We start from the raw sequence: 20,305 nt of genomic DNA on the forward strand, positions 1-20,305 counted from the left end.
CGCTATTTGCGTTTACTAGGTTTTTTTTGTTAAAGCATGCTCTAAAACCTGATCAATATTTGAGACAGGGATAATTTCTAGACTACTTTTTATATTCGGTGGTATGTCTTTCAAGTCTTTGACATTCTCTTCCGGAATTAATACTGTCTTAATCCCTCCTCTACTTGCTGCTAGCAGCTTTTCCTTAAGACCTCCAATAGGTAGCACGTTTCCTCGTAAAGTTACCTCACCAGTCATAGCAACAGTGCGGCGTACTGGTATTTTAGTCATTAACGAAACAATGGTGGTAAACAAAGCACAACCAGCAGAAGGTCCATCTTTTGGAATAGCACCGGCGGGAACGTGGATATGAACATCAAAATCTTTATAATCTTCATATTTTAAGCCAAAATCAGCCGCTCTACTTCTAAAGCAACTATATGCAGCCATTGCTGATTCTTTCATTACATCACCAAGTTTTCCGGTAGTTTTGATTTCACCTTTTCCTGGAAATGATAAAGCTTCAATAGTTAAGAGCTCGCCACCTACCTCCGTATAAGCAAGCCCTGTGGTGCTACCTATTTGATCGTTTTTTTCTGCAAGACCAAAATTATATTTTCTAGCACCTAAAAACTCTTCTAGATTATTGCTATCTACAGAAATATGCTTAACTTTTTTATCAGCTAGAATTTGCTTTAATGCCTTTCTGGTTAATGCTCCTATTTCACGCTCTAATGATCTTACGCCTGACTCTTTAGTGTAATATCTAATTAAATCTAAAATAGCATCATCGGAGATAGTAATTTCATCCTTTTTAATTTTATGCATTTTAAGCTGCTTAGGAACTAAATAATTCTTAGCAATTTGAATTTTTTCCTCTTCCATATAACCCGAAATATCAATAATTTCCATTCTATCGATTAAAGCTCTAGGTAAATTATAAGAGTTAGCAGTCGCAATAAATATTACATTTGATAAATCATATTCCACTTCTAGATAATGATCGACAAAATGGCTATTTTGTTCAGGATCTAACACCTCAAGCAATGCTGATGCAGGATCACCTCTAAAGTCCGAACCCATTTTATCTATTTCATCAAGTAACATAACAGGGTTACTTGTCTTAACTTTCTTAAGCTGAGTAAGGATTTTACCAGGCATTGAGCCAAGATAAGTTTTTCTATGCCCTCTAATTTCAGCCTCATCTCGAACACCACCTAAGGCAAATTTGGTATATTTTCTACCCATCCCCTCGGCAATAGATTTTATTAAAGATGTTTTACCAACGCCAGGAGGACCGATTAAGCATAATATAGGACCTCTAATTTTACTGGAACGCTGTAATACTGCTAAATATTCTATTATTCGCTCTTTAACTTTCTCTAAGCCAAAATGATCACGATTTAAAATTTTCTCAGCTTGGTTAATATCGATTTTACTATTATCATATTTACCCCAAGGCAGGCTAAGTAGCGTCTCAAGATAATTACGTGTTACTCCGGATTCTGCTGACATCTGGTTCATAGTGCGAAGCTTTTTAAGTTCAGCTTCGGCTTTTTCTCTAGCTTCTTTTGATAGTTTTGCAGCTTTAATTTTTTTATCAAATTCAGCAAGATCTGATTTATCTTCATCAAGCTCTTTCTGAATCGCTTTCATCTGCTCATGCAAATAATAATCACGCTGGGTTTTCTCTATTTGTTTTTTCACCCTTTGTTGCAAAGCTTGTTCGGTTTCTGAATTAACTATATTGGATGTAAGGATGTTAATAATTGTACTAATACGCTTAAAAGGACTTGTTTCCTCAAGTAAGCGTTGTTTTTCTTCAAGCGAAGTAATCAGATGTGAAGCTAAAATATTTATAATATTTATAAAATTACTAGTCTCACTTATTTCTTTATTTATAGTTTCAATAATTTCTGCATTGATTTTTTTATCACTACCTGCATATTTAGCAAATAATTGCACAGCATTATCAACTAATGACCGCATATTATTAGCATCGAATATTTCTTCATCAGGGATAATTTCATAATTTGCTTCGAATGCTTCATCACCTTTAATATTACTTATCTTTACTCTTGCTATTGCTTCTACTAATATTTTTGCAGTAGTGTTAGGTAATTTTACTATTTGAATAACCTTAGCAAGTATGCCAACATCGTAAAGCTCGTTTCTATTTGGGTTTTCTTGATCGAATTTTTTCTGCAATGTTACTAAAATGTATTTGCTGTTATCTTCTTCAGAAAGTGTAGTATTAGAAAGAGCATGCAGGGATTTTTGCCTACCTACAAATACAGGAGCAATTACACCAGGAAATACTACTATATCTCGCAGTGCCATTAATGGCAGTGATTTTTTATTCATCAATTAAAACCTTTGAAATTTGACGGGTATTAATTATATAATATAGTATTAAGACTATTTCAAGCTACCATTATTAATTATTATTTATGAATTTATTACTTCAAAATCCTAAAAATGTAGCAACTGCACATAACAGGATTAAACAATATCTGCATTTAACTCCGATGGTTCATTCCGAAAGCTTAAACGAGATGCTGGGACATGAGGTTTTTTTTAAGGTTGAATCACTGCAAAAAACTGGTGCATTTAAAGTAAGAGGCGTATTAAATCATTTATTAGAATTAAAAGAACAAAGAAAGCTACCTGAAAAAATAGTTGGTTATAGCACAGGTAATCATGGAATCGGACTTGCTTATGCCGGTAAGATACTTGGTATTAAAGCAAGAATTTATTTGCCGTTAAATACTTCTCGTGTAAAACAGCAAGCAGTGATTCATTATGGCGGAGAAGTTATATATACTGATACTCGGCAAGAAGCAGAAGAAAAAGCAAAGCTAGACGAAATGCAAAGCTTTTATTATATGCACCCATCCGATAGCGATTCTACGATAGCGGGAGCTGGTACGTTATGTTATGAAGCCTTGCAGCAGCTTGGATTTAGCCCTGATGCTATTTTTGCCTCTTGCGGTGGTGGCGGACTGATCTCAGGCTCTTACCTTGCAAAAGAATTAATATCACCGACAAGTTTATTGATAGGTTCAGAACCGTTATCAGCTAATGATGCTTATTTATCAGTTAAAAATAATGAAATATTTAGGTTTAAGGATTCGCCTAATACTATTGCCGACGGTCTTAAAACTCTTAGTGTTTCGGCTCGTACTTTTGAGTATTTAAAAAAACTTGATCATTTTTATTTAGCTGAAGAATACGAAATATATTATTGGACGGCTTGGCTTACTCATTTACTTAAAGTAATATGTGAGCCATCAAGTAGTATAAATATGGCTTCAGTGGTAAACTGGTTAAAAACACAAACAACTCCTAAAAAGCTGCTTGTGTTAATATCCGGCGGTAATATCGACCCTATCCTTTATAACGAGCTATGGAAAGAAGAATATTTAACCGTGCCGCCTAACATATCTGCTTAAAAATTCGTTTAATTCTTATAATTTTCCGTAAAACCGAAGTAAGCAAGAAAACAAAAATTTTAGAAATTTCATATAAAAATGCGAAAATCCATCCTACCATCATAGCTTCACTTTTATCTACGGAATCATCTATATCTAGTAGATATTTTTTAAATTCAGTTGAGTCTTTGAATTGCCTAAGATCAATTTGAAACATTGAATCAAATTGATCAGGATTTTTTTTAGCATTTTCTAATTGCTTATCCTGTTCTAACAAAACAAATTCTTCATATCGCTTATATGCGTCATTTTCTACACTTCCTCCACCAATAGACATAATAAAAAATGTTAAAAATGTGACCAAATGACACAAAACTATTAGATATTTATTTTTAATAAAATGTCTTATTGTTAATATGATTAAAAATGTATAGATTGATATTAAAAATAACTCATAATTCGATTGCAAGAAATTGAACATAGATATGCTTTTTTGATTTCATAACCTTAAAATATAATTTTTATCTTCTACAAGCAATTAATTTTAATTAATTATTATTTATGAATTTATTACTTCAAAATCCTAAAAATGTAGCAACTGCACACTTTGCAACAGCTTGGATTTAGCCCTGATGCTATTTTTGTCTCTTGCGGTGGTGGCGGACTGATCTCAGGCTTTTATCTTGCAAAAGAATTAATATCACCAACAAGTTTATTGATAGGTTCAGAACCTTTATCAGCTAATGATGCTTATTTATCAGTTAAGAATAATGATATATTTAGATTTGAAAATTTGCCTAGTACCATTGCTGATGGTCTTAAAACTCTCAGTGTTTCGGCTCGTACCTTTGAATATTTAAAAAAGCTTAATCATTTTTATTTAGCTGAAGAATATGAAATATATTACTGGACGGCTTGGCTTACCCATTTGCTGAAAGTAATATGCGAGCCGTCAAGTAGTATAAACATGGTTTCGGTAGTAAACTGGCTAAAAACCCAAACAACTCCTAAAAAGCTGCTTGTGCTAATATCCGGCGGCAATACCAACCCTATCCTCTATAATGAATTGTGAAAGGAAGAATATTTAACCATGCCACCTGGTTTAAAGTAGATTAACGTCAGATGGAGTTATATTAATTTCACCAGTAACTGTTAAATTATCAACTATTGTATCTTCTACAGTAGTAATATTATTATGATTTGAAGCAAGATGTTTCATATTATATAAACTCCCCATACACATTATGGAAAACATATCACTAGGATCAAGTAAACCAAGATATGTATTTAAATGTTCTTCATCAATCGGTCCTGATTTTTCAAGTAGTCGATTGAAGATGAAAAAGTTTTTTATTCCATACGAATTACCTTTAGAAGTTAAGTCTAAAAGAGCATATTTGTAGTTATCGGGAATTTTTGCAATATTATTTAATAATATATTCGACACAACCATATTTTTAACAATATCAGATGACCTAAGAATATCGTAAAGTATAGAAGCTTTTTTCTCGTCCCCTAACTTACTTACTAATTTCTGAATTACATCAGGGATTCCTGAATCAATTGCGGTTAAGATAAGATTATACTCAATCTGCTTAATACTATTATATACTTTATCAAATATAAAAGCTCTCTCCGGTGCATAATACTGCATAGCGATAGTTAAATGTTTACCAGTCACTTCCGGCATTCTATTCATTATATCTTCAATGACATTTCCGTTACTGTTTTTAACAGCTGTCTCAAAAATTTCATCCAATTTATTGCTATCTAAAATTCCCTGTTTTTCCTTTTCATCTAGTATATTATTAACTACTGAAGAATCACCTAACTTAATTGCAATATCTAAAATTTTATCATCACCTATTTTATTAGCGAGTATTTTAAACATATCAGTATTACCTGACATAATAATTGCTGCTATATCTTTATTTTCAACCTTTATTGTTTTTAGTATATCTTCTACTGCAGGAAGATTATTTGAATTAATAGCTTTAATTAAAAAATCAAAAGAAGCTATTTTTTCTAGTAATATTTTAATTATTTGAGTGTTACCTCTCTCAATTACTGAATCAAAAATTACATCTGGTATATCATCAAATTCATTCATTCTACCTATTACTTTATTGATTAAAGATAGGCAGTTTTCTTTTACAGCTCTAAGTAAAACTCTTGTATTGATAAAATAATCAGTTTCTTTAGTTTTATCAAATAATAGCTCGACTGTTTCAGCTGTATTTATATTCTCTAACTCAGCAGCACGATATAAAAGATAACCTACTATATTTTCTTCTTTATTAAGTAATATTTTAAGTATAGGTAAATTATTAGCGTTGATTGCCACAAGTAAATAATCATTAGTAAAACTTTTTATTTTATTACTGTTAATTAACATTTCAGCAATTTCTATTTTGTGTTCTTGAATAGCCTCTTGTAAAATACAATTTTCAACTTTTTCGGTTTTATCGAGTAACCTGTTAAGCACAGCTAAATTGTTAAATTTGACAGCTGAATGTAAATCTACAGTTGTAGCTTCTTTCATTGTATTAATCACTACTTCTATAGCGTCTGTTCTGTTACATTTAATCGCATCTGCTAAAATATTTCCAACATGTGAATTGTCTATTGCTAAAAGATGCTGTATTTCTTCAATGCTCAATTTTTCACTATCTAAATTTAACAATACATTAAAAGCTTGTTTTAACTCCTCTGTTGAATAAGATATTTTTTCAGGAAAATTATATTCCGGAAATAGTTCCGGGTATTTATCGACATATTTTTCCTGAAGATTTGTATAAAATTTTTGTACTTTAATATATTGTTTTTGCAAAAATTCTGAGAAGCTATTGATATCCATGCCTTTGATAGAACTATTATCAAAAATAAGAGGATATACATTTTCATCTAGCTTATAGCTAATGCCAAAACTAATTGCAGTAAGTAATGGTAATTTTTTTACAATAAAATCATTTAAATTATCAAAATTATTTTTTGTGTTAAATAAAAGTTCAGCTACATAACCATTTGAAACATAATTAGCGGGAGCGTAAGTACATAATACAATATTTCCGTTAATATTTTGCATATTATAGTGGGCAGTACTTGCATGACAGGATAGTATGTGTACAATATTAGGCTTATTTTCTTCCGTATTTTCAGTTATTTTCGACAATATGCTAGGCACAAGCTCATTATTACTTGATTGTAAAGTTAAGCTTAACTGTGGAAGAGAATGTTCGTGAGAAAAATATTGACTGCCATGAGCGTAAATAAATATTTCTCTAGCTTCAGGAGCTTTTTGAGCAAGATAAGCTTCTATATTGTTTCCTTTATAAATAGGTACTATACTCTGTTGATTAGAAAAATCTCCTACGTCATAACCTTGAAGTATTATTTTTTTCATATTTGCCTTTATTATAATATTAATCATTTAAGGAAAAGTTAAGTAATTGAAGTAAGGCAAAAAAATATTAAACAATACCTTATTTACAATGCTAATTTTTATATTATGCTATTATAAATAATTTTTTTATTTTTGCAAGCAAATAACTAATTTGTTAACTATTTGTTAATTGATTTTATGACTTCAAACATTACTAAAATACAAAATACTTGGCTTAAGCTTGGTATTACATCTTTAGCGTTTGCTGGTTTATATTCAGTTGTTTTAGTAGTACTCCGCACACCGCAACTCGCTAGCTTTTTTCCCAATCCTCATATTTTCAAATCTGCGTTAATTATCCATGTTGATTTATCGGTATTAATTTGGCTACTGTCGATTACGGCTAGTGTTTGGGGTAGTGTAATACATATGTCATCCCGTGGCTTGACCACGGGATCCAGTAATAAAAAATACAAATATAAAAAGCTTAGGTTATCTTGCTTTATACTGGATCCCGTGGTCAAGCCACGGGATGACAGCGTATACCCTAAACTCGCTTTTTTTGCTACCATCCTTATAGCCATTTCCCCTATAGCTGGACATAATCCGATCATGAATAATTATATACCAATGCTTGAAAATATAATATTTGTCTTAGGTCTTAGCTTATTCGGTATTACTTTACTTCTATATGCTATTAATATTCTATATTTTTTCAACTGGGCAAACTGGAGTAATTTAATTAACTTCACTATTTTATCGACTATAATAATGTATATCTTGAGTTGGGTTTGTTTTTGGTGTTCTTATAGTGATTTACAAAATGTTATCCAAATTATTCCTATCGAGATAGAATTTTATTATAAATTACTTTTTTGGAGCGGCGGTCATTTACTGCAATTTATATATACTCAAATAGCAATGTTTATTTGGATTATGTTATTTGAGAAGCTAATAGGCAGAGAATCAAAATTCCAAAAATTCTATCTGTTTTTGCTATATTTAAATTTTGTTTTCAGCACTCTTATTATTTGGGGGCATATCTCTTACGATATCATCGATGGTAACTTTAAAGAATTTTATACCAACCATATGAAATATTTAGGCGGAATAGCACCCGGATTATGTATTGGAGGAATAGGGCTTGAGTGGGTATGTCATTCCCGCAAAAGCGGGAATCCAGAAAAAAAAATCTACTGGATTCCTGCTTCCGCAGGAATGACAGCCTCTATAACTAAAGCCACCCTCCTCTGTTCCATTACTTTATTCCTACTCGGTGGTTTGATAGCTATGAATATATCCGGCATAAATGTAGTGATCCCTGCCCATTATCACGGCTCTATCGTCGGGATAAGTATTGCCTGCATGGGATATTGTTATTTGGGTGTTAAACGTCATTGCAAGGAGCGTAGGGCGTTGTTGCATGGATCGAAAAACGCATTCGGTGTCATATCGTGGCTTGACCACGGTATCCAAAAAATAAATAAAAATATCAATAATATTGATATTTTTAACTGGATCCTGCGATCAAGTCGCGGGATGACAATAACAACCACACTCTACCTCCTTACCTTTGGGCAAATCTTGCACATATTAGGGCTTGCTTTTGCCGGTGGTTATGGCGTTATGCGTAAAGACCCAAATACTGTAATGCCGCTATCTGCTAAGCTATTAATGGGTATGATGGGCGGCGGCTGGCTTATTGCTATAGTAGGTGGCTTGATGTTTGTCTTTATTTGTGGTAAAATAATCTTTTTGAAAAATAAACAAAATTATGACGATTAAAAAACCGACGAAAGAAGAAGCAAAAGAGGCAGTAAGAACATTACTAAGATTTATCGGTGAGGATCCTAATCGTGAGGGATTATTTAAAACTCCCGATAGAGTAATCAAAAGTTATGAAGAAATATTTTCAGGATATGGCAAAAATATTGAGGAAATATTAGAAACAAAATTTAGTGATACCGGTAATTTTCAAGATTTTATCTCATTAGAGGGCATAAAATTTACCTCTTTTTGTGAACATCATATGTTACCTTTTAGCGGTACAGTACATATAGCTTATATTCCGGATAATTGTATTGTCGGTATAAGTAAGCTTGCACGAATAGTAAACGCTTTTGCTAAGAGATTACAAATTCAAGAAAAAATGACAGTACAAATAGCTGAAAGCGTGCAAGAAAATTTAAAGCCACTTGGTGTTGCAGTTAAAATATCAGCTTTACATAGCTGTATGTCAATGCGTGGTGTAATGCAAGATAACAGCATCATGAACACTATGCATTATACGGGAATATTCGCCGAACAGCAAAAATATCGTCATGAATTCTTAAACCTTACTTCGAAAAAATAATATGTTACTATCCAAATATTTCTTACCTGTTTTAAAAGAAGACCCAAGTGAAGCCCAAATAACTTCTCATAAACTAATGCTTAGAAGTGGAATGATTAGGCAACAAGCTGCCGGTATTTATAGCTGGTTACCACTCGGCTTAAAAGTGCTTAAAAATATTGAGAATATTGTACGCTCAAATATGGATAAAGCTGGTTGTCTAGAAGTCTTAATGCCTTGTATACAACCAGCACATTTATGGGTAGAATCAGGACGTTTTGATAATTACGGCAAAGAGATGCTAAAATTTCAAGATCGTCACGATAATACTTTGTTATTTGGTCCAACTAATGAAGATATGGTTACGGATATTTTCCGTAATAATATTAAATCATATAAAGATTTGCCAAAAAATCTTTACCATATTCAATGGAAGTTTCGTGATGAAATTAGACCACGATTTGGTGTTATGAGAGGTCGAGAATTTCTAATGAAAGATGCCTATTCTTTCGATATTGATGAAGAAAGTGCGGTTAAGACTTACAATCAGATGTATAAGGCTTATATTAATACTTTCAGAGATTTAGGCGTATTTGCTGTTCCGGTTATTGCCGATAATGGTCCGATAGGCGGGAAATTAAGCCATGAGTTTCATATCATTGCCGAAACCGGTGAAAGTAATATTTATTACGATAAAAGATTTAAGACACTAAAAGATAACCCCGATATTGATATTGAAGAAATAAAAAGCTGGTATGCAGCTGCTGAAGAGAAGCACGATGCAAGTAAATTATCTTCTGATAAAGAAATAACTAGCAGCAAAGGTATAGAGGTCGGACATATTTTCTATATTGGCACAAAATACTCCGTTAACATGAATGCCCTTATTAATGATGAGCATGGCAAATTAACACCGATAGAAATGAGTTCATACGGCATAGGTATTTCAAGACTAGTTGCAGCTATCATAGAAGCAAATAGTGATGCAAAAGGTATTATATGGCCTATCGCTGTTGCACCTTTTAAAATTTCATTAATCAACTTAAATATTCATGATAGCAAATGCTTAGAGCTTGCAGAAAGAGTTTATAATGAACTACTTGCTCAAAATATTGAGGTGTTATACGATGACACTGACGTAAGAGCCGGAAGTAAATTTGCAACGCACGATCTTATCGGCTCACCTTACCAAATAATAATTGGTCCTAAAAAAGCTGCAAATAATATTGTCGAGCTTAAAAACCGCAAAAATGGAGAAATAGAAGATATTGATTTAAATAAAAGAGCTTTAAACTCATACTTAACTTTTTTTAACTCTTAACTAACATTCTTTATTGACTTTATATATAATAGCTTTTTTACAACTCATTTTATAAGGAAATTATGCTAGGTTACGCAAAAGAACAAACAACTTTGACCAGAGAGCAAAAAGAAGCTGCTGGTATTTTATCTACTGCCACCTTTTTAGAATATTTTGACTTAATGCTATATGTTCATTTAGCAGTATTATTAAATGAACTATTTTTCCCTAAATATGAGCCTAGCGTTACTTCTTTTCTCTCTGCTTTTACTTTTTGCTCTACTTTTATATTCAGACCATTAGGAGCATATATCTTCGGAAGAATTGGTGATAAATTAGGTAGGAAGTCCACTGTTATTATGACAACTACCTTAATGGCTTTATCATGTGTAGTGATGGCTAATGCTCCGACTTACGAGCAAATAGGTTATTTTGCTGCTGTATTAATTACAGTTTGCCGTGCAGTTCAAGGTATGGCATCCGTAGGTGAGATAGTAGGTGCAGAGCTATATTTAACTGAAATTACAAAGCCACCTGTTCAATATCCTTTTGTTTCTTTTATTGCTGTAGCGTCAGTAATTGGAACTACAGCAGCACTTGCTGTAGCTTCTTTAGTTACCACACATGGATTGAATTGGCGTATTGCTTTTTGGATAGGTGCAGCTATCGCAGTTATAGGTGGTTATGCTAGAACCAAGCTTAGAGAAACACCCGACTTTGTAAATGCAAGTGCTAGACTTTTACGAAGATATGAGAAGATCAATCTAGACACAAAAGCACTAAAACATGATGAAATTTTTAATCAAAAACCTAGTAGAAAGACAACAATATATTTCTTTATAATGAGCTGTGCTTGGCCTATATGTTTCTATTACACTTATATTACCTGCGGTGAAGTATTAAAGAATTCATTTGGATATAGTGCTTCTCAGGTGATTCATCATAATTTTATTATCTCAATGTTTCATTTGGCTACTTTATCTTTAATATGTTTCTTGAGTTATAAAATATACCCTTTAAAAATTCTTAGAGTAAAATTAGCCTTATTATTTATATTTATTTTATCTTCACCATATCTTTTAGGAAATGTAACCACACCTATACAGCTTCTTTTAATTCAAATATGCATAATATCATGCTCTTTTGATACTGTTCCCGCTGTTTCTATATTCTTTAGACATTTTCCAGTTTTTAAACGCTTTACTTATAGCAGCATGATATATGCTATTTCTAGAGCTTTAATGTATGTAATTACTTCATTTGGGATTATATATATAACTAAATATTTTGGTCAGTATGGGTTATTTATTGTTATGGTACCATTACTTGTGACTTGTATGTTTGGTCTTAATCATTTTCAGGAATTGGAAAAGAAAGCTGGTTATTTATAAATTATAATTTATGATTATTTAGAAATTTATTACATATATTACTGAACTTTTCTTCAATCTCATAACATTCTAAATGTATAGCAGAAAGTAAAAATTTCCTTAGCGTTTCTTTAATTATCTTATGTGCCTTTTCAGGAGATTTAGATTCTAAGGTTTGCATGTTATGAATACGATCAAATAGTTTTATAAGTACAGTATCATATCTTTTTTGTTTGATGAGTAAATTAAGGCTTTCTTCGGCACTTATTTTTCCAGTAGGTTTAACTCTAGTTAGACCTTCTACATGCTTTGCAACTTCTGCACCAAAAATCTCAGTAATCATTGCTTCAGTAAGCTCCGTATCCTCAATAGTATCATGAAGTAATGCTGCTTGTAGCATAATAGCGTTGTAAAGCTTTGGAGCATCATACGCTACAAACTCTGCAAGCATTATAGTTACCTCAATAGGATGGGAATAGTACGGATCACCTGATTGACGCATTTGCAAACCATGATATTTACGAGCGTAATAAATACCTTTTTTGACTTCATCAAGATCTATAGGTTTTTTTACTTTGGCGTTTAAATCCTCAATTTTATCAAGAAGTTTTTTAGCATATTCACAAATTTCAAATTTTTCTTTCCAGCAGTTTAAATCTTCCATAAAAATTATTTATACAGTAATATTAATTGTTCCAAAAATAAATTCACATTTTCTAGGTTAGCAAATAGTACTCTAGGGCAAGCCCTAGAAGACTCGAACCTAAAGTTTGTTAATAGAATTAAGGACTGTTTCTAAGATCATACTAGCTGCTACTGCGTCATCATTATTATTACGCTCTTTTCGTTTAATACCGAATGATTTGAGAAAATTATTTGCGGCTTTTGTAGTGAGTCGTTCGTCTTGTAGATATATAGGTAAATTTATAGATTTTGTCAATTCTTCGGCAAATTTTATTACTATAGCTGATTGCTCTGTCTGCATTCCGCTCATATCAATCGGCAAGCCTATTACAATACCGCAAGCTTTATACTGTTCAATTTTCTCCAGCAAAGAGGCTATAATCGCTTTTTTACTTGCTTCAGTGATAATATTTAGTGGCATGGCTATGTTACGTTCTTGATTAGATATAGCAATGCCTATTTTTTTACTGCCATAATCAATAGAGATAAGAGGTGCATTTGGTAATAAAAGCCGATAAAATTCTTGAAGATTATTTATGATCATGATAGGTTGTGTGTACAAAATTTACATAATTATTGTATTATATGCTAAAAAATATCCAAAAACATTTAGATATTAAATTAATTAAATTATCGGCAATTTTAGCCTTTATTTACTGCTTATTATTTAATAGTGCAATATTAATTTATAAATTTGATTATTATAAAGCAACAATCTTCAGAGGAATATTAGAACTATCAAAAGATTTCTGCTATGTTTATATATTTTCTTTTATAGCATTTTTTGGTCTTAGCGTACATAGATTAGCATTAAAAATTGGTTCATGCTTTTTATTTATTACTTCTGCAATAGCTAGCTATTATATTTATTTCTTTAAAATAACCCCTACTAAGCAAGTAATTGGTAGTTTTTTCTCAACAGATTTGAACGAGGTTTATGAACTTACAAGTATTAAATTAATAATATGGATGATTTTTAGTTTATTTACTTGTCTTTACACACTCAGAACTTTCGCTACTTCTGATACTAAATCTTTTGTCACAAAATTATTATCCGCAGCTTGCTTACTTATCTTTTTATATAATATCATTACTCCATCTTTTAAAATATTAAAAAATTACTTTCCTGTTCAGTATTTACATAATACTTATCTTAATTTTGCTGGAAGCCTAGGAGGTAAAAATTATGCTCAAATAGATATCAGTAAGCAGTATAATTTCGTCGATAATTCCGATAATGATATTATCGGTGTTTTAGTCATAGGAGAGTCCGCAAGATTTGATCATTTCGGTATTAATGGTTATATGAGAGATACAACACCTCGATTGAAAAATATTGAAAATCTTACTTCCTTTAAAGCTAAATCCGCATCAAACTTAACTTATATTTCTATACCCTCATTACTTTCACGTTATCCTGCAAGTAAAATTGAAGATAATAAACTTGAAAATAGTTTTTTATCAGTTTTGACTAGTATAGGATTTAATACTACTTGGATTGGTACGCAAACTTTAATGAGAAATTTTGCAAATTTTGACTTAGGTACTATCTATAATGATGTTAATTTTACTATAGTACCAGGGGGCTCTGCCTTATTTTCTCTAAATGATCATGACGGGAAAATGCTTCCCTTTGTACAAGAAATAATTTCAAATTCAAGTAAACAATTTATAGTAGTTCATACATCCGGTAGCCACTGGAATTATACAGTAAGATATCCTAAAGAATTTGAGCAATTCACTCCTATTTGCAGTGATAAAATTAAGTCCGACGCCAGTAATTGCGAGCAGCTAGCACTTGTTAATAGCTACGATAATTCTATTTTATACACTGATTTTTTTTTGTCTAATTTGATTGATTTACTAAAAGACAAAAATGCATTTCTATTATATGTCTCTGATCATGGCGAATCATTAGGGGAAAATGGCTATTATGGTCATGGCGGACCGCTAATTGCAGAACAAACAACCGTACCCTTTCTAATCTGGATGTCAGATGAATTTAAGCAAAAGCATCCTGAATCAGTGGCATCAATTAAAAATTATGCCAATAATGAAATTAGCCATGATTATGTTTTTCATTCAATTCTTGACTGTCTAAATATAGATTCTGATGTTATTGACAAGGGTTTAAGTTTATGTAAATCTAGCTAACCTTTTAAAAATCAATTCCAAGCTCGTCAGTTAAAATACTCATTAGCTCTAGCCCTGCTCTATTTTTCCATTTCCCTTGCTCATAGAAAAAATGATAAGGTCCACTAACAGGAGATGATAACCAAATTTCCTTAGCGGCACTTTGTTTATTTATTACATATATACCGTCAGTTGTATCAATACTTAATATATCGCTTTGTAGGTCTACATCTATGTCCTGATTTTGTTCTTCAATCCTGTCTGCTATATGTGCAATTACTGTTTCAGCTATTTTACTAAATTCACTATTATTCATAATTTTCTTTGGTTTTCTCTGGATCTATTACGGGTACTTTAATCATGCTTTTTCTATACATCTCAACAAATCTATTATGATCATTAAGGTCATTAGAAAAATTATGCCCACCTTTTCCATCAACTACAAAAAATAATGCATCTGTTTTAGCAGGTTTTACAACTGCTTCTAGAGATTTTAACGAGGGACAAGAAATTGGTCCTGGTGGCAATCCTTTAATATAATAAGTATTATACGGCAATTCTTGCAATAAATCTTTTTTAGTTAAAGCTCTTGCTAGCTTAAATTTTCCTTCCGTTAAAGCATATATAGTAGTAGGATCAGCTTGCAGCTTCATATTCTTTTTTAAACGATTAAGAAATACTGCGGCAATAATAGGCTTCTCTGCATCAGAACCCGCTTCTTTTTCTACTATAGAAGCAAGCGTTAATATATCAAGCCTAGTTTTTAATGGAGAATCAGGCGAAAGATTTATCATCACTTTATCTAAGTTATTAGACATTAGATTTCTCATCTGATTGATTATTCGCTCTTTTTGATCACCATATGAGAAAAAATAAGTTGATGGCATTAGGAATCCTTCAGGGATTATTCCCTTTATCTCACCTACTAAACGTGTTTCTTCATTAATTTTTTTTACAACTTCCTGAACTACAGTACCCTCAGGCACTATTATTTTATGTATTACAGACTTGCCGCTTGCTAAAACTCTTAAAGTTTGCAGAGGCGAAATATTATGCGTGAAAATATATTCACCACTTTTAAGAGGATTTTTTATAGAGTAAATTTTAGCAATTATCTTAAAAACTTCTGGATATTTTATTACTTTATTAGAGTAAAGTTTTGTAACTATTTGGTTTATAGATAATTTAGGCTCGATAATTATTGTTTTAGTTTGAGCTAAATTACCCGGTACAAAAATATAAAATACGCCGAAGTTTAATATGGTAATAAATATAATTAAAGATAATGTGGCTAAAAAAAACTTGATTTTTAATATATTTTTTAACATTTTTTATAAAACTTAGAAAATACCATGAAATATGGTTTTTTCTTGACATTTAAAATAACATGTAGTAGAAATAACTTAAAGTTTGGTTAAGATCATATATTTGCTAATAATTATATACTGCTTGTAAAATAGATCAAGAGTTTTAAAATTTAGCACTGAAATATTTGGATTATATTAAAAGACTATAGTAAATATCACTCCATTTTAGAAATTATGAACCCCCAAATTTGGCTTACCAACCTTTGAAATATCAAGGGTATAGCAAAAAGCAATGAAGTTCAGACATTAAATTTGCAAGCGAGATTGCAGAGCGTATACTAAATACGTGAGCAAAATCGAGACTCACTAAATTTGATGTATCAACTTTATTGCTTGAAGCTATATATATACTGATCTTAATAATAGGCATTATATAATATGACACAAGATCAAGACAACGATCCAAAAAATAACGAAAGCGATAAGCTAAAATCTTTGCATAATAAATTAGGAAGCATTTCAGGCTTCTTAATGACAATGCGTTCTGACACTATTGAAGAACAAAAGAAAATTTCGCATGATTTAAAAGCTTTAATGAAACAGATTAATACTATGCAAAAAAGTATAGAAATATATTTTATTGTTATATTAGTATTAATGTTTTTCATGACGCAAAAAATGCTTTGGAGCGGTTCAAGCAAAAACCTTTCTCTTTTAACAAATTTATTTTAAGAATTCTTGTCTAATAATTTTTGTAGCTAAATAAGATGGATATATGTTTGATTTAAACCCTAACTCTTGTAAAATCTTGTGACTTTCCGTTATTTGCTTATCAACTTCCTGAGGATTTAACAATAATTCTTTTAATTTATCACTAATAAGATTAGCTTCACAATTAAATTGAATAAATTCCGGAATTATTTCTCTATTCCCTATTATATTAATCAAAGTAACATATTTGATTTTTATCAACAACCTAATAATAATAAAACTAAAAATATTAACTTTGTACGCTACAATCATAGGAGTACCAGACGCTGCTATCTCTAAAGTATTAGTACCAGATTTGGCTAATGCTAAGTCAGAAACAGCATAGCTTTTCAATCTTTCATATGAGAATATATAATTAAACCTAACCTTTTCTAAAAAAGGCTTTATTATTCTTTCATGATCAGGATTTGCAAGCGGAAATATTACCATAAGTTTTTTTTTATGGTCATCATAAACTTTTTCAATAGCAGGGATAAAAATTGGTAGATGTCTTAAGATTTCCCCTTTTCTACTTCCAAGTGTAACGCATAAAACTTTTGTATCCTCATCTATTTCAAGCTCTTGTCGCAAAGCCACCTTATCACTATAAAATTCCTGCTCCATTATCGGGTGACCTATATACCTGCAATCAAGCCCAACTTTGGTAAAATATGGTGGCTCAAAAGGTAGTAGAGCAAACAAGCAATTATAGATTTTTGCATATTTTGCTGCCCTGCCCTCTTTATAAGCCCAAACTGATGGTGCAACAATATGAATCATCTTAAGTTCTGGCAAACGCTCTCTTACCTTAGCTGCCACACGGTAAGTAAATCCTGGCGAATCAATGGTAATTAATATGTCAGGTTTATTATCTATTATATCTTCGACTGTTTTATTAATTAATTTTTTTATCCTAAAAATATGAGGTATTACTTCAAAAAAGCCCATCAAATTTATTTCAGATATTGGAAATAGGCTTTCAAAATTGCCAGCTTCTTCCATATTTCGTCCTCCTATTCCGATAATCTTTAATTCTTTATCAGCTTTTAGATTTCGAATTATCCGACCACCAGCAAAATCCCCCGACGCTTCACCTGCTATGAAGTAAATTTTTTTCATTTTGTTCAAAAGTTCTAAATTATTTCTTAAGGTCCTCAATTTCTGTTTTTAGTTTTTCAATTTCCTCTATAATTAACCCTGTAGCTCTCATTATCGTATTTATATCTACATTATCAAGTAATAAGTTCTTTGCTATCTCAATATTTCTTCTAGCTTCACCTCGTGCCTCACCTCTTGCCTCACCTCTAGCTTCAGCTTTTTTAAGAGTATTAGTTTCAATTCTAAGCCACTTTAAGCGGTCTTCATATTCTTCTCTTTCTTCTTTAGTAAAGTTTATTATTTCAAGTACTGTTAACGCTTTTTTTAAATCTTTATTATCTAGCTCTTTAGGAAGGTTATCCTTATTAAGCAAATCATGACGTGTTAAAAAAGCTAGCCACATATCTAAAGCATTTTTAACTTTTTCTACTATATCCGATATGTCCTCTTTAGCACTTTGGCAAACTTATTAAGCTCTATCGTATGTAATTCTATATCATAAAAATATTTTAAGCCGGTGTCTTTTTCATGTAAATTAAAAATATTATGATATTTATCTGTGTCCGTAATACTTGTAAAATTAAGAATATGAATACCTATCGTTTTATTTAACTTTGAGTAATCGTCCCCCTCTTTTAATTGTTGGGTATACATTTTTGCCCAATAATATAAGGCTCTTTGATCATAATCCGCTTCATCCGTTACTTGTATTTCAACGTTAAATATTTTACCGCTTTCACTTTGTGCTTTAATATCAAGTACAAAGAGTTTATCTGCTTTAAAATTTTTCGGATTATACGGATTAAGTAGTGTCGCCTCTACAATTTGATCTTCCTTGCCTACTATCGAATTAACAAGCGATATTAGTAAATCCTTGTTCTCTTCTACTCCAAAGATTTTTTTAAATGCTAAATCTACACGAGGATTAACTTCAGACATATTAATTATTACCTTCCATATTATTTATTATCATACCATAAACCGCATAAAAATCCAGTTATGCATTTATCAATACTCCATTTTACGATAGCTTAAAGCTTCAGCAATATGCATTCTTAAAACTTTATCTTCACTTTCAAGATCGGCTATAGTACGTGCTACTCTAAGTATTCGGTTGTAAGCACGCATTGATAAACGAAACTTACTTGCAGCTTCATTTAGTAAATCTTTACCCTCATCTACGGGCATTGCATAATCTATCAATAACTGACCATCCAATCTATTATTTGTTTTAATATTATAACCCTCATATCTTCTTTCTTGGATTATGCGTACCTTTTCTATTCTTTTAGCAATATCTTCTGATTTTTCTTCAGAACTCTCATTTGTTAAATCATAAATATTAATATTAGGCACTTCTATGTGCAAATCAAATCTATCCATAATAGGACCAGAAATTTTCATTTTATAATCATCTCCGCATTTTGGAGCTTTAACACATTCTTTATAAGAATCACCTAAATAGCCACATTTACAAGGATTCATGGCTGCTATTAACTGAAAATTTGCTGGATATTTTATATGGGCATTTGATCTTGAAATTAGTATCTCACCATTTTCGATAGGTTGCCTTAAAGATTCAATAACATGCTGAGGAAATTCAGGTAGTTCATCCAAAAACAATACGCCATTATGGGCAAGTGTAATCTCACCTGGTCTTACCTTTTTTCCAACACCACCACCAACCATAGCAGCAAGTGAACATGAATGATGAGGAGTTCTAAATGGTCTTATTTTAGTAAGCTTACCATCTAAAAACTTTCCAGCAATACTTGTTACCATGCTACATTCTAAAATCTCTTTCACCGACATTTTAGGCAGTATTCCAGGCAGGCAGCTTGCAAGCCTTGATTTTCCTGTACCAGGAGGACCAAACATTAACAAATTATGACCACCTGATGCAGAAATTTCTAAAGCTCTTTTAGCTATATTTTGTCCTCTTACATCTTTAAAATCAGGGTAATTTGCTGGCTCGTCTTGGACGATAGCTTCTGGAGGACTTAGAACTTGTGAACCTTTAAAATGATTTACTAACTCAATTAAATTACCTGCTACAAGTATATTATCATTACCTGACCAAGCAACTTCAGATGAGTTTTTATTCGAGCAAATTAGCCCCTTACCTCTAGCAGTAGCACCAATTGCCGCAGGCAATGCACCATTTACCGGCAATATCGACCCATCTAAAGATAACTCACCTATTATTAGATATTCTGCTATTTCAGTTTCTGGCAAAATATTCATAGCAGTAAGTATTGCACAAGCAATTGCAAGGTCGAAATGACTACCCTCTTTTACTAAATCTGCTGGAGCTAAATTTATCAAAATTTTTTTGGTGGGTAATGCAAGCCCTATAGAAGATAAAGCTGCTTTAACTCGCTCTTTTGACTCAGCAATAGTTTTGTCAGCAAGCCCTACTATGGTAAAAGCAGGTATACCAGGCGATATTTGTACCTGCACATCAACATCAGTGATATCAATCCCGTTGAATGTAAGACTTGCTATATGAATTATCATGTTTTAAAGCACTACCTTTGAT

The 20,305-nt window shown here is 31.7% G+C and carries 18 protein-coding genes and 1 pseudogene; 8 read left to right on the top strand and 11 right to left on the bottom strand.

Annotated elements, in window-relative coordinates:
- Positions 1-15: 15 nt before the first annotated feature.
- Positions 16-2,343 (bottom strand): endopeptidase La, encoded by a 2,328-nt coding sequence (gene lon, locus RBE_RS04150; protein WP_011477465.1) that lies wholly within the window; start codon positions 2,341-2,343, stop codon positions 16-18.
- An 86-nt stretch (positions 2,344-2,429) separates the two neighbouring features.
- Between lon and RBE_RS04155 the strand changes: the two genes are divergently transcribed.
- A complete protein-coding gene (locus tag RBE_RS04155) occupies positions 2,430-3,431 on the top strand; it encodes a serine/threonine dehydratase (RefSeq protein ID WP_011477466.1) in 1,002 nt (333 codons plus the stop codon).
- On the opposite strand, the gene RBE_RS04160 is transcribed toward RBE_RS04155, so the two are convergent.
- Entirely contained in the window at positions 3,415-3,747 is a 333-nt protein-coding gene (locus tag RBE_RS04160; RefSeq protein ID WP_012151994.1) for a hypothetical protein, read from the bottom strand. The genes RBE_RS04155 and RBE_RS04160 overlap by 17 nt on opposite strands.
- Positions 3,748-4,017: 270 nt before the next feature.
- Between RBE_RS04160 and RBE_RS04165 the strand changes: the two are divergent.
- A pseudogene (locus RBE_RS04165) lies at positions 4,018-4,482 on the top strand (pyridoxal-phosphate dependent enzyme); the annotation flags it as partial.
- Between the two features lie 30 nt (positions 4,483-4,512).
- Here the strand turns inward: RBE_RS04165 and RBE_RS04170 are convergent.
- The gene (locus RBE_RS04170; protein ID WP_012151995.1) at positions 4,513-6,813 is read right to left on the bottom strand and encodes an ankyrin repeat domain-containing protein; all 2,301 of its coding nucleotides are present in this window, start codon (positions 6,811-6,813) and stop codon (positions 4,513-4,515) included.
- Positions 6,814-6,990: 177 nt separating this feature from the next.
- On the opposite strand from RBE_RS04170, the gene RBE_RS09620 reads away from it, so the two are divergent.
- The 4 genes from RBE_RS09620 to RBE_RS04190 all read left to right on the top strand — a co-directional run bounded on the left by RBE_RS09620 (position 6,991) and on the right by RBE_RS04190 (position 11,815).
- On the top strand, positions 6,991-8,577 hold the full coding sequence (locus RBE_RS09620; RefSeq protein ID WP_011477470.1) for a palindromic element RPE4 domain-containing protein: 1,587 nt from the start codon (positions 6,991-6,993) through the stop codon (positions 8,575-8,577).
- Positions 8,567-9,145: a GTP cyclohydrolase I FolE gene (gene folE / locus RBE_RS04180; RefSeq protein WP_011477471.1), complete on the top strand. Its 579-nt coding sequence runs from the start codon at positions 8,567-8,569 to the stop codon at positions 9,143-9,145. The genes RBE_RS09620 and folE overlap by 11 nt, the downstream gene beginning before the upstream one ends.
- A 1-nt stretch (position 9,146) precedes the next feature.
- Positions 9,147-10,445, top strand: a complete 1,299-nt coding sequence (proS, locus tag RBE_RS04185) for a proline--tRNA ligase (RefSeq protein ID WP_011477472.1) — start codon at positions 9,147-9,149, stop codon at positions 10,443-10,445.
- A gap of 62 nt (positions 10,446-10,507) precedes the next feature.
- The gene (locus RBE_RS04190) at positions 10,508-11,815 is read left to right on the top strand and encodes an MFS transporter (protein ID WP_011477473.1); all 1,308 of its coding nucleotides are present in this window, start codon (positions 10,508-10,510) and stop codon (positions 11,813-11,815) included.
- Between the two features lies 1 nt (position 11,816).
- Here the strand turns inward: RBE_RS04190 and RBE_RS04195 are convergent, their stop codons facing one another.
- The gene (locus tag RBE_RS04195) at positions 11,817-12,458 is read right to left on the bottom strand and encodes an HD domain-containing protein (protein WP_011477474.1); all 642 of its coding nucleotides are present in this window, start codon (positions 12,456-12,458) and stop codon (positions 11,817-11,819) included.
- 99 nt (positions 12,459-12,557) lie between these two features.
- Entirely contained in the window at positions 12,558-13,022 is a 465-nt protein-coding gene (ruvX, locus tag RBE_RS04200) for a Holliday junction resolvase RuvX (RefSeq protein WP_011477475.1), read from the bottom strand.
- A 41-nt stretch (positions 13,023-13,063) separates the two neighbouring features.
- On the opposite strand from ruvX, the gene RBE_RS04205 reads away from it, so the two are divergent.
- The gene (locus RBE_RS04205; protein ID WP_011477476.1) at positions 13,064-14,632 is read left to right on the top strand and encodes a phosphoethanolamine transferase; all 1,569 of its coding nucleotides are present in this window, start codon (positions 13,064-13,066) and stop codon (positions 14,630-14,632) included.
- A gap of 4 nt (positions 14,633-14,636) precedes the next feature.
- Here the strand turns inward: RBE_RS04205 and cyaY are convergent, their stop codons facing one another.
- Together cyaY and mltG are read right to left on the bottom strand one after the other, a co-directional pair.
- The gene (gene cyaY, locus RBE_RS04210; RefSeq protein WP_011477477.1) at positions 14,637-14,927 is read right to left on the bottom strand and encodes an iron donor protein CyaY; all 291 of its coding nucleotides are present in this window, start codon (positions 14,925-14,927) and stop codon (positions 14,637-14,639) included.
- Entirely contained in the window at positions 14,920-15,939 is a 1,020-nt protein-coding gene (mltG, locus tag RBE_RS04215) for an endolytic transglycosylase MltG (protein WP_011477478.1), read from the bottom strand. Before mltG ends, cyaY begins: the two co-directional genes overlap by 8 nt.
- Positions 15,940-16,356: 417 nt before the next feature.
- On the opposite strand from mltG, the gene RBE_RS04220 reads away from it, so the two are divergent.
- Positions 16,357-16,650, top strand: coding sequence for a hypothetical protein (locus RBE_RS04220; protein WP_011477479.1), 294 nt, complete (start codon positions 16,357-16,359; stop codon positions 16,648-16,650).
- Here the strand turns inward: RBE_RS04220 and lpxB are convergent.
- From lpxB to RBE_RS04240, 4 genes are all read right to left on the bottom strand, one after another.
- Positions 16,642-17,787, bottom strand: coding sequence for a lipid-A-disaccharide synthase (lpxB, locus tag RBE_RS04225; protein ID WP_011477480.1), 1,146 nt, complete (start codon positions 17,785-17,787; stop codon positions 16,642-16,644). The genes RBE_RS04220 and lpxB overlap by 9 nt on opposite strands.
- Before the next feature lie 19 nt (positions 17,788-17,806).
- Positions 17,807-18,169: a PD-(D/E)XK nuclease family transposase gene (locus RBE_RS09480; RefSeq protein ID WP_011477481.1), complete on the bottom strand. Its 363-nt coding sequence runs from the start codon at positions 18,167-18,169 to the stop codon at positions 17,807-17,809.
- Positions 18,170-18,195: 26 nt separating this feature from the next.
- On the bottom strand, positions 18,196-18,705 hold the full coding sequence (locus RBE_RS09485) for an Rpn family recombination-promoting nuclease/putative transposase (protein WP_011477482.1): 510 nt from the start codon (positions 18,703-18,705) through the stop codon (positions 18,196-18,198).
- 69 nt (positions 18,706-18,774) lie between these two features.
- A complete protein-coding gene (locus RBE_RS04240) occupies positions 18,775-20,283 on the bottom strand; it encodes a YifB family Mg chelatase-like AAA ATPase (protein ID WP_011477483.1) in 1,509 nt (502 codons plus the stop codon).
- Positions 20,284-20,305: the final 22 nt, after the last annotated feature.

It is taken from the genome of Rickettsia bellii RML369-C, assembly GCF_000012385.1.
Taxonomy (GTDB): Bacteria; Pseudomonadota; Alphaproteobacteria; order Rickettsiales; family Rickettsiaceae; genus Rickettsia; species Rickettsia bellii.

Coding starts and splice junctions, on each gene's coding strand:
- RBE_RS04220 (WP_011477479.1), top strand. CDS start 16,357: ATGACACAAGATCAAGACAACGATCCAAAAAATAACGAAAGCGATAAG.
- RBE_RS09485 (WP_011477482.1), bottom strand. CDS start 18,705: ATGTCTGAAGTTAATCCTCGTGTAGATTTAGCATTTAAAAAAATCTTT.
- RBE_RS09620 (WP_011477470.1), top strand. CDS start 6,991: ATGACTTCAAACATTACTAAAATACAAAATACTTGGCTTAAGCTTGGT.
- RBE_RS04205 (WP_011477476.1), top strand. CDS start 13,064: ATGCTAAAAAATATCCAAAAACATTTAGATATTAAATTAATTAAATTA.
- lpxB (WP_011477480.1), bottom strand. CDS start 17,787: ATGAAAAAAATTTACTTCATAGCAGGTGAAGCGTCGGGGGATTTTGCT.
- RBE_RS04155 (WP_011477466.1), top strand. CDS start 2,430: ATGAATTTATTACTTCAAAATCCTAAAAATGTAGCAACTGCACATAAC.
- RBE_RS04190 (WP_011477473.1), top strand. CDS start 10,508: ATGCTAGGTTACGCAAAAGAACAAACAACTTTGACCAGAGAGCAAAAA.
- RBE_RS04160 (WP_012151994.1), bottom strand. CDS start 3,747: ATGTCTATTGGTGGAGGAAGTGTAGAAAATGACGCATATAAGCGATAT.
- RBE_RS04170 (WP_012151995.1), bottom strand. CDS start 6,813: ATGAAAAAAATAATACTTCAAGGTTATGACGTAGGAGATTTTTCTAAT.
- RBE_RS09480 (WP_011477481.1), bottom strand. CDS start 18,169: ATGTGGCTAGCTTTTTTAACACGTCATGATTTGCTTAATAAGGATAAC.
- ruvX (WP_011477475.1), bottom strand. CDS start 13,022: ATGATCATAAATAATCTTCAAGAATTTTATCGGCTTTTATTACCAAAT.
- folE (WP_011477471.1), top strand. CDS start 8,567: ATGACGATTAAAAAACCGACGAAAGAAGAAGCAAAAGAGGCAGTAAGA.
- proS (WP_011477472.1), top strand. CDS start 9,147: ATGTTACTATCCAAATATTTCTTACCTGTTTTAAAAGAAGACCCAAGT.
- RBE_RS04195 (WP_011477474.1), bottom strand. CDS start 12,458: ATGGAAGATTTAAACTGCTGGAAAGAAAAATTTGAAATTTGTGAATAT.
- cyaY (WP_011477477.1), bottom strand. CDS start 14,927: ATGAATAATAGTGAATTTAGTAAAATAGCTGAAACAGTAATTGCACAT.
- mltG (WP_011477478.1), bottom strand. CDS start 15,939: ATGTTAAAAAATATATTAAAAATCAAGTTTTTTTTAGCCACATTATCT.
- RBE_RS04240 (WP_011477483.1), bottom strand. CDS start 20,283: ATGATAATTCATATAGCAAGTCTTACATTCAACGGGATTGATATCACT.
- lon (WP_011477465.1), bottom strand. CDS start 2,343: ATGAATAAAAAATCACTGCCATTAATGGCACTGCGAGATATAGTAGTA.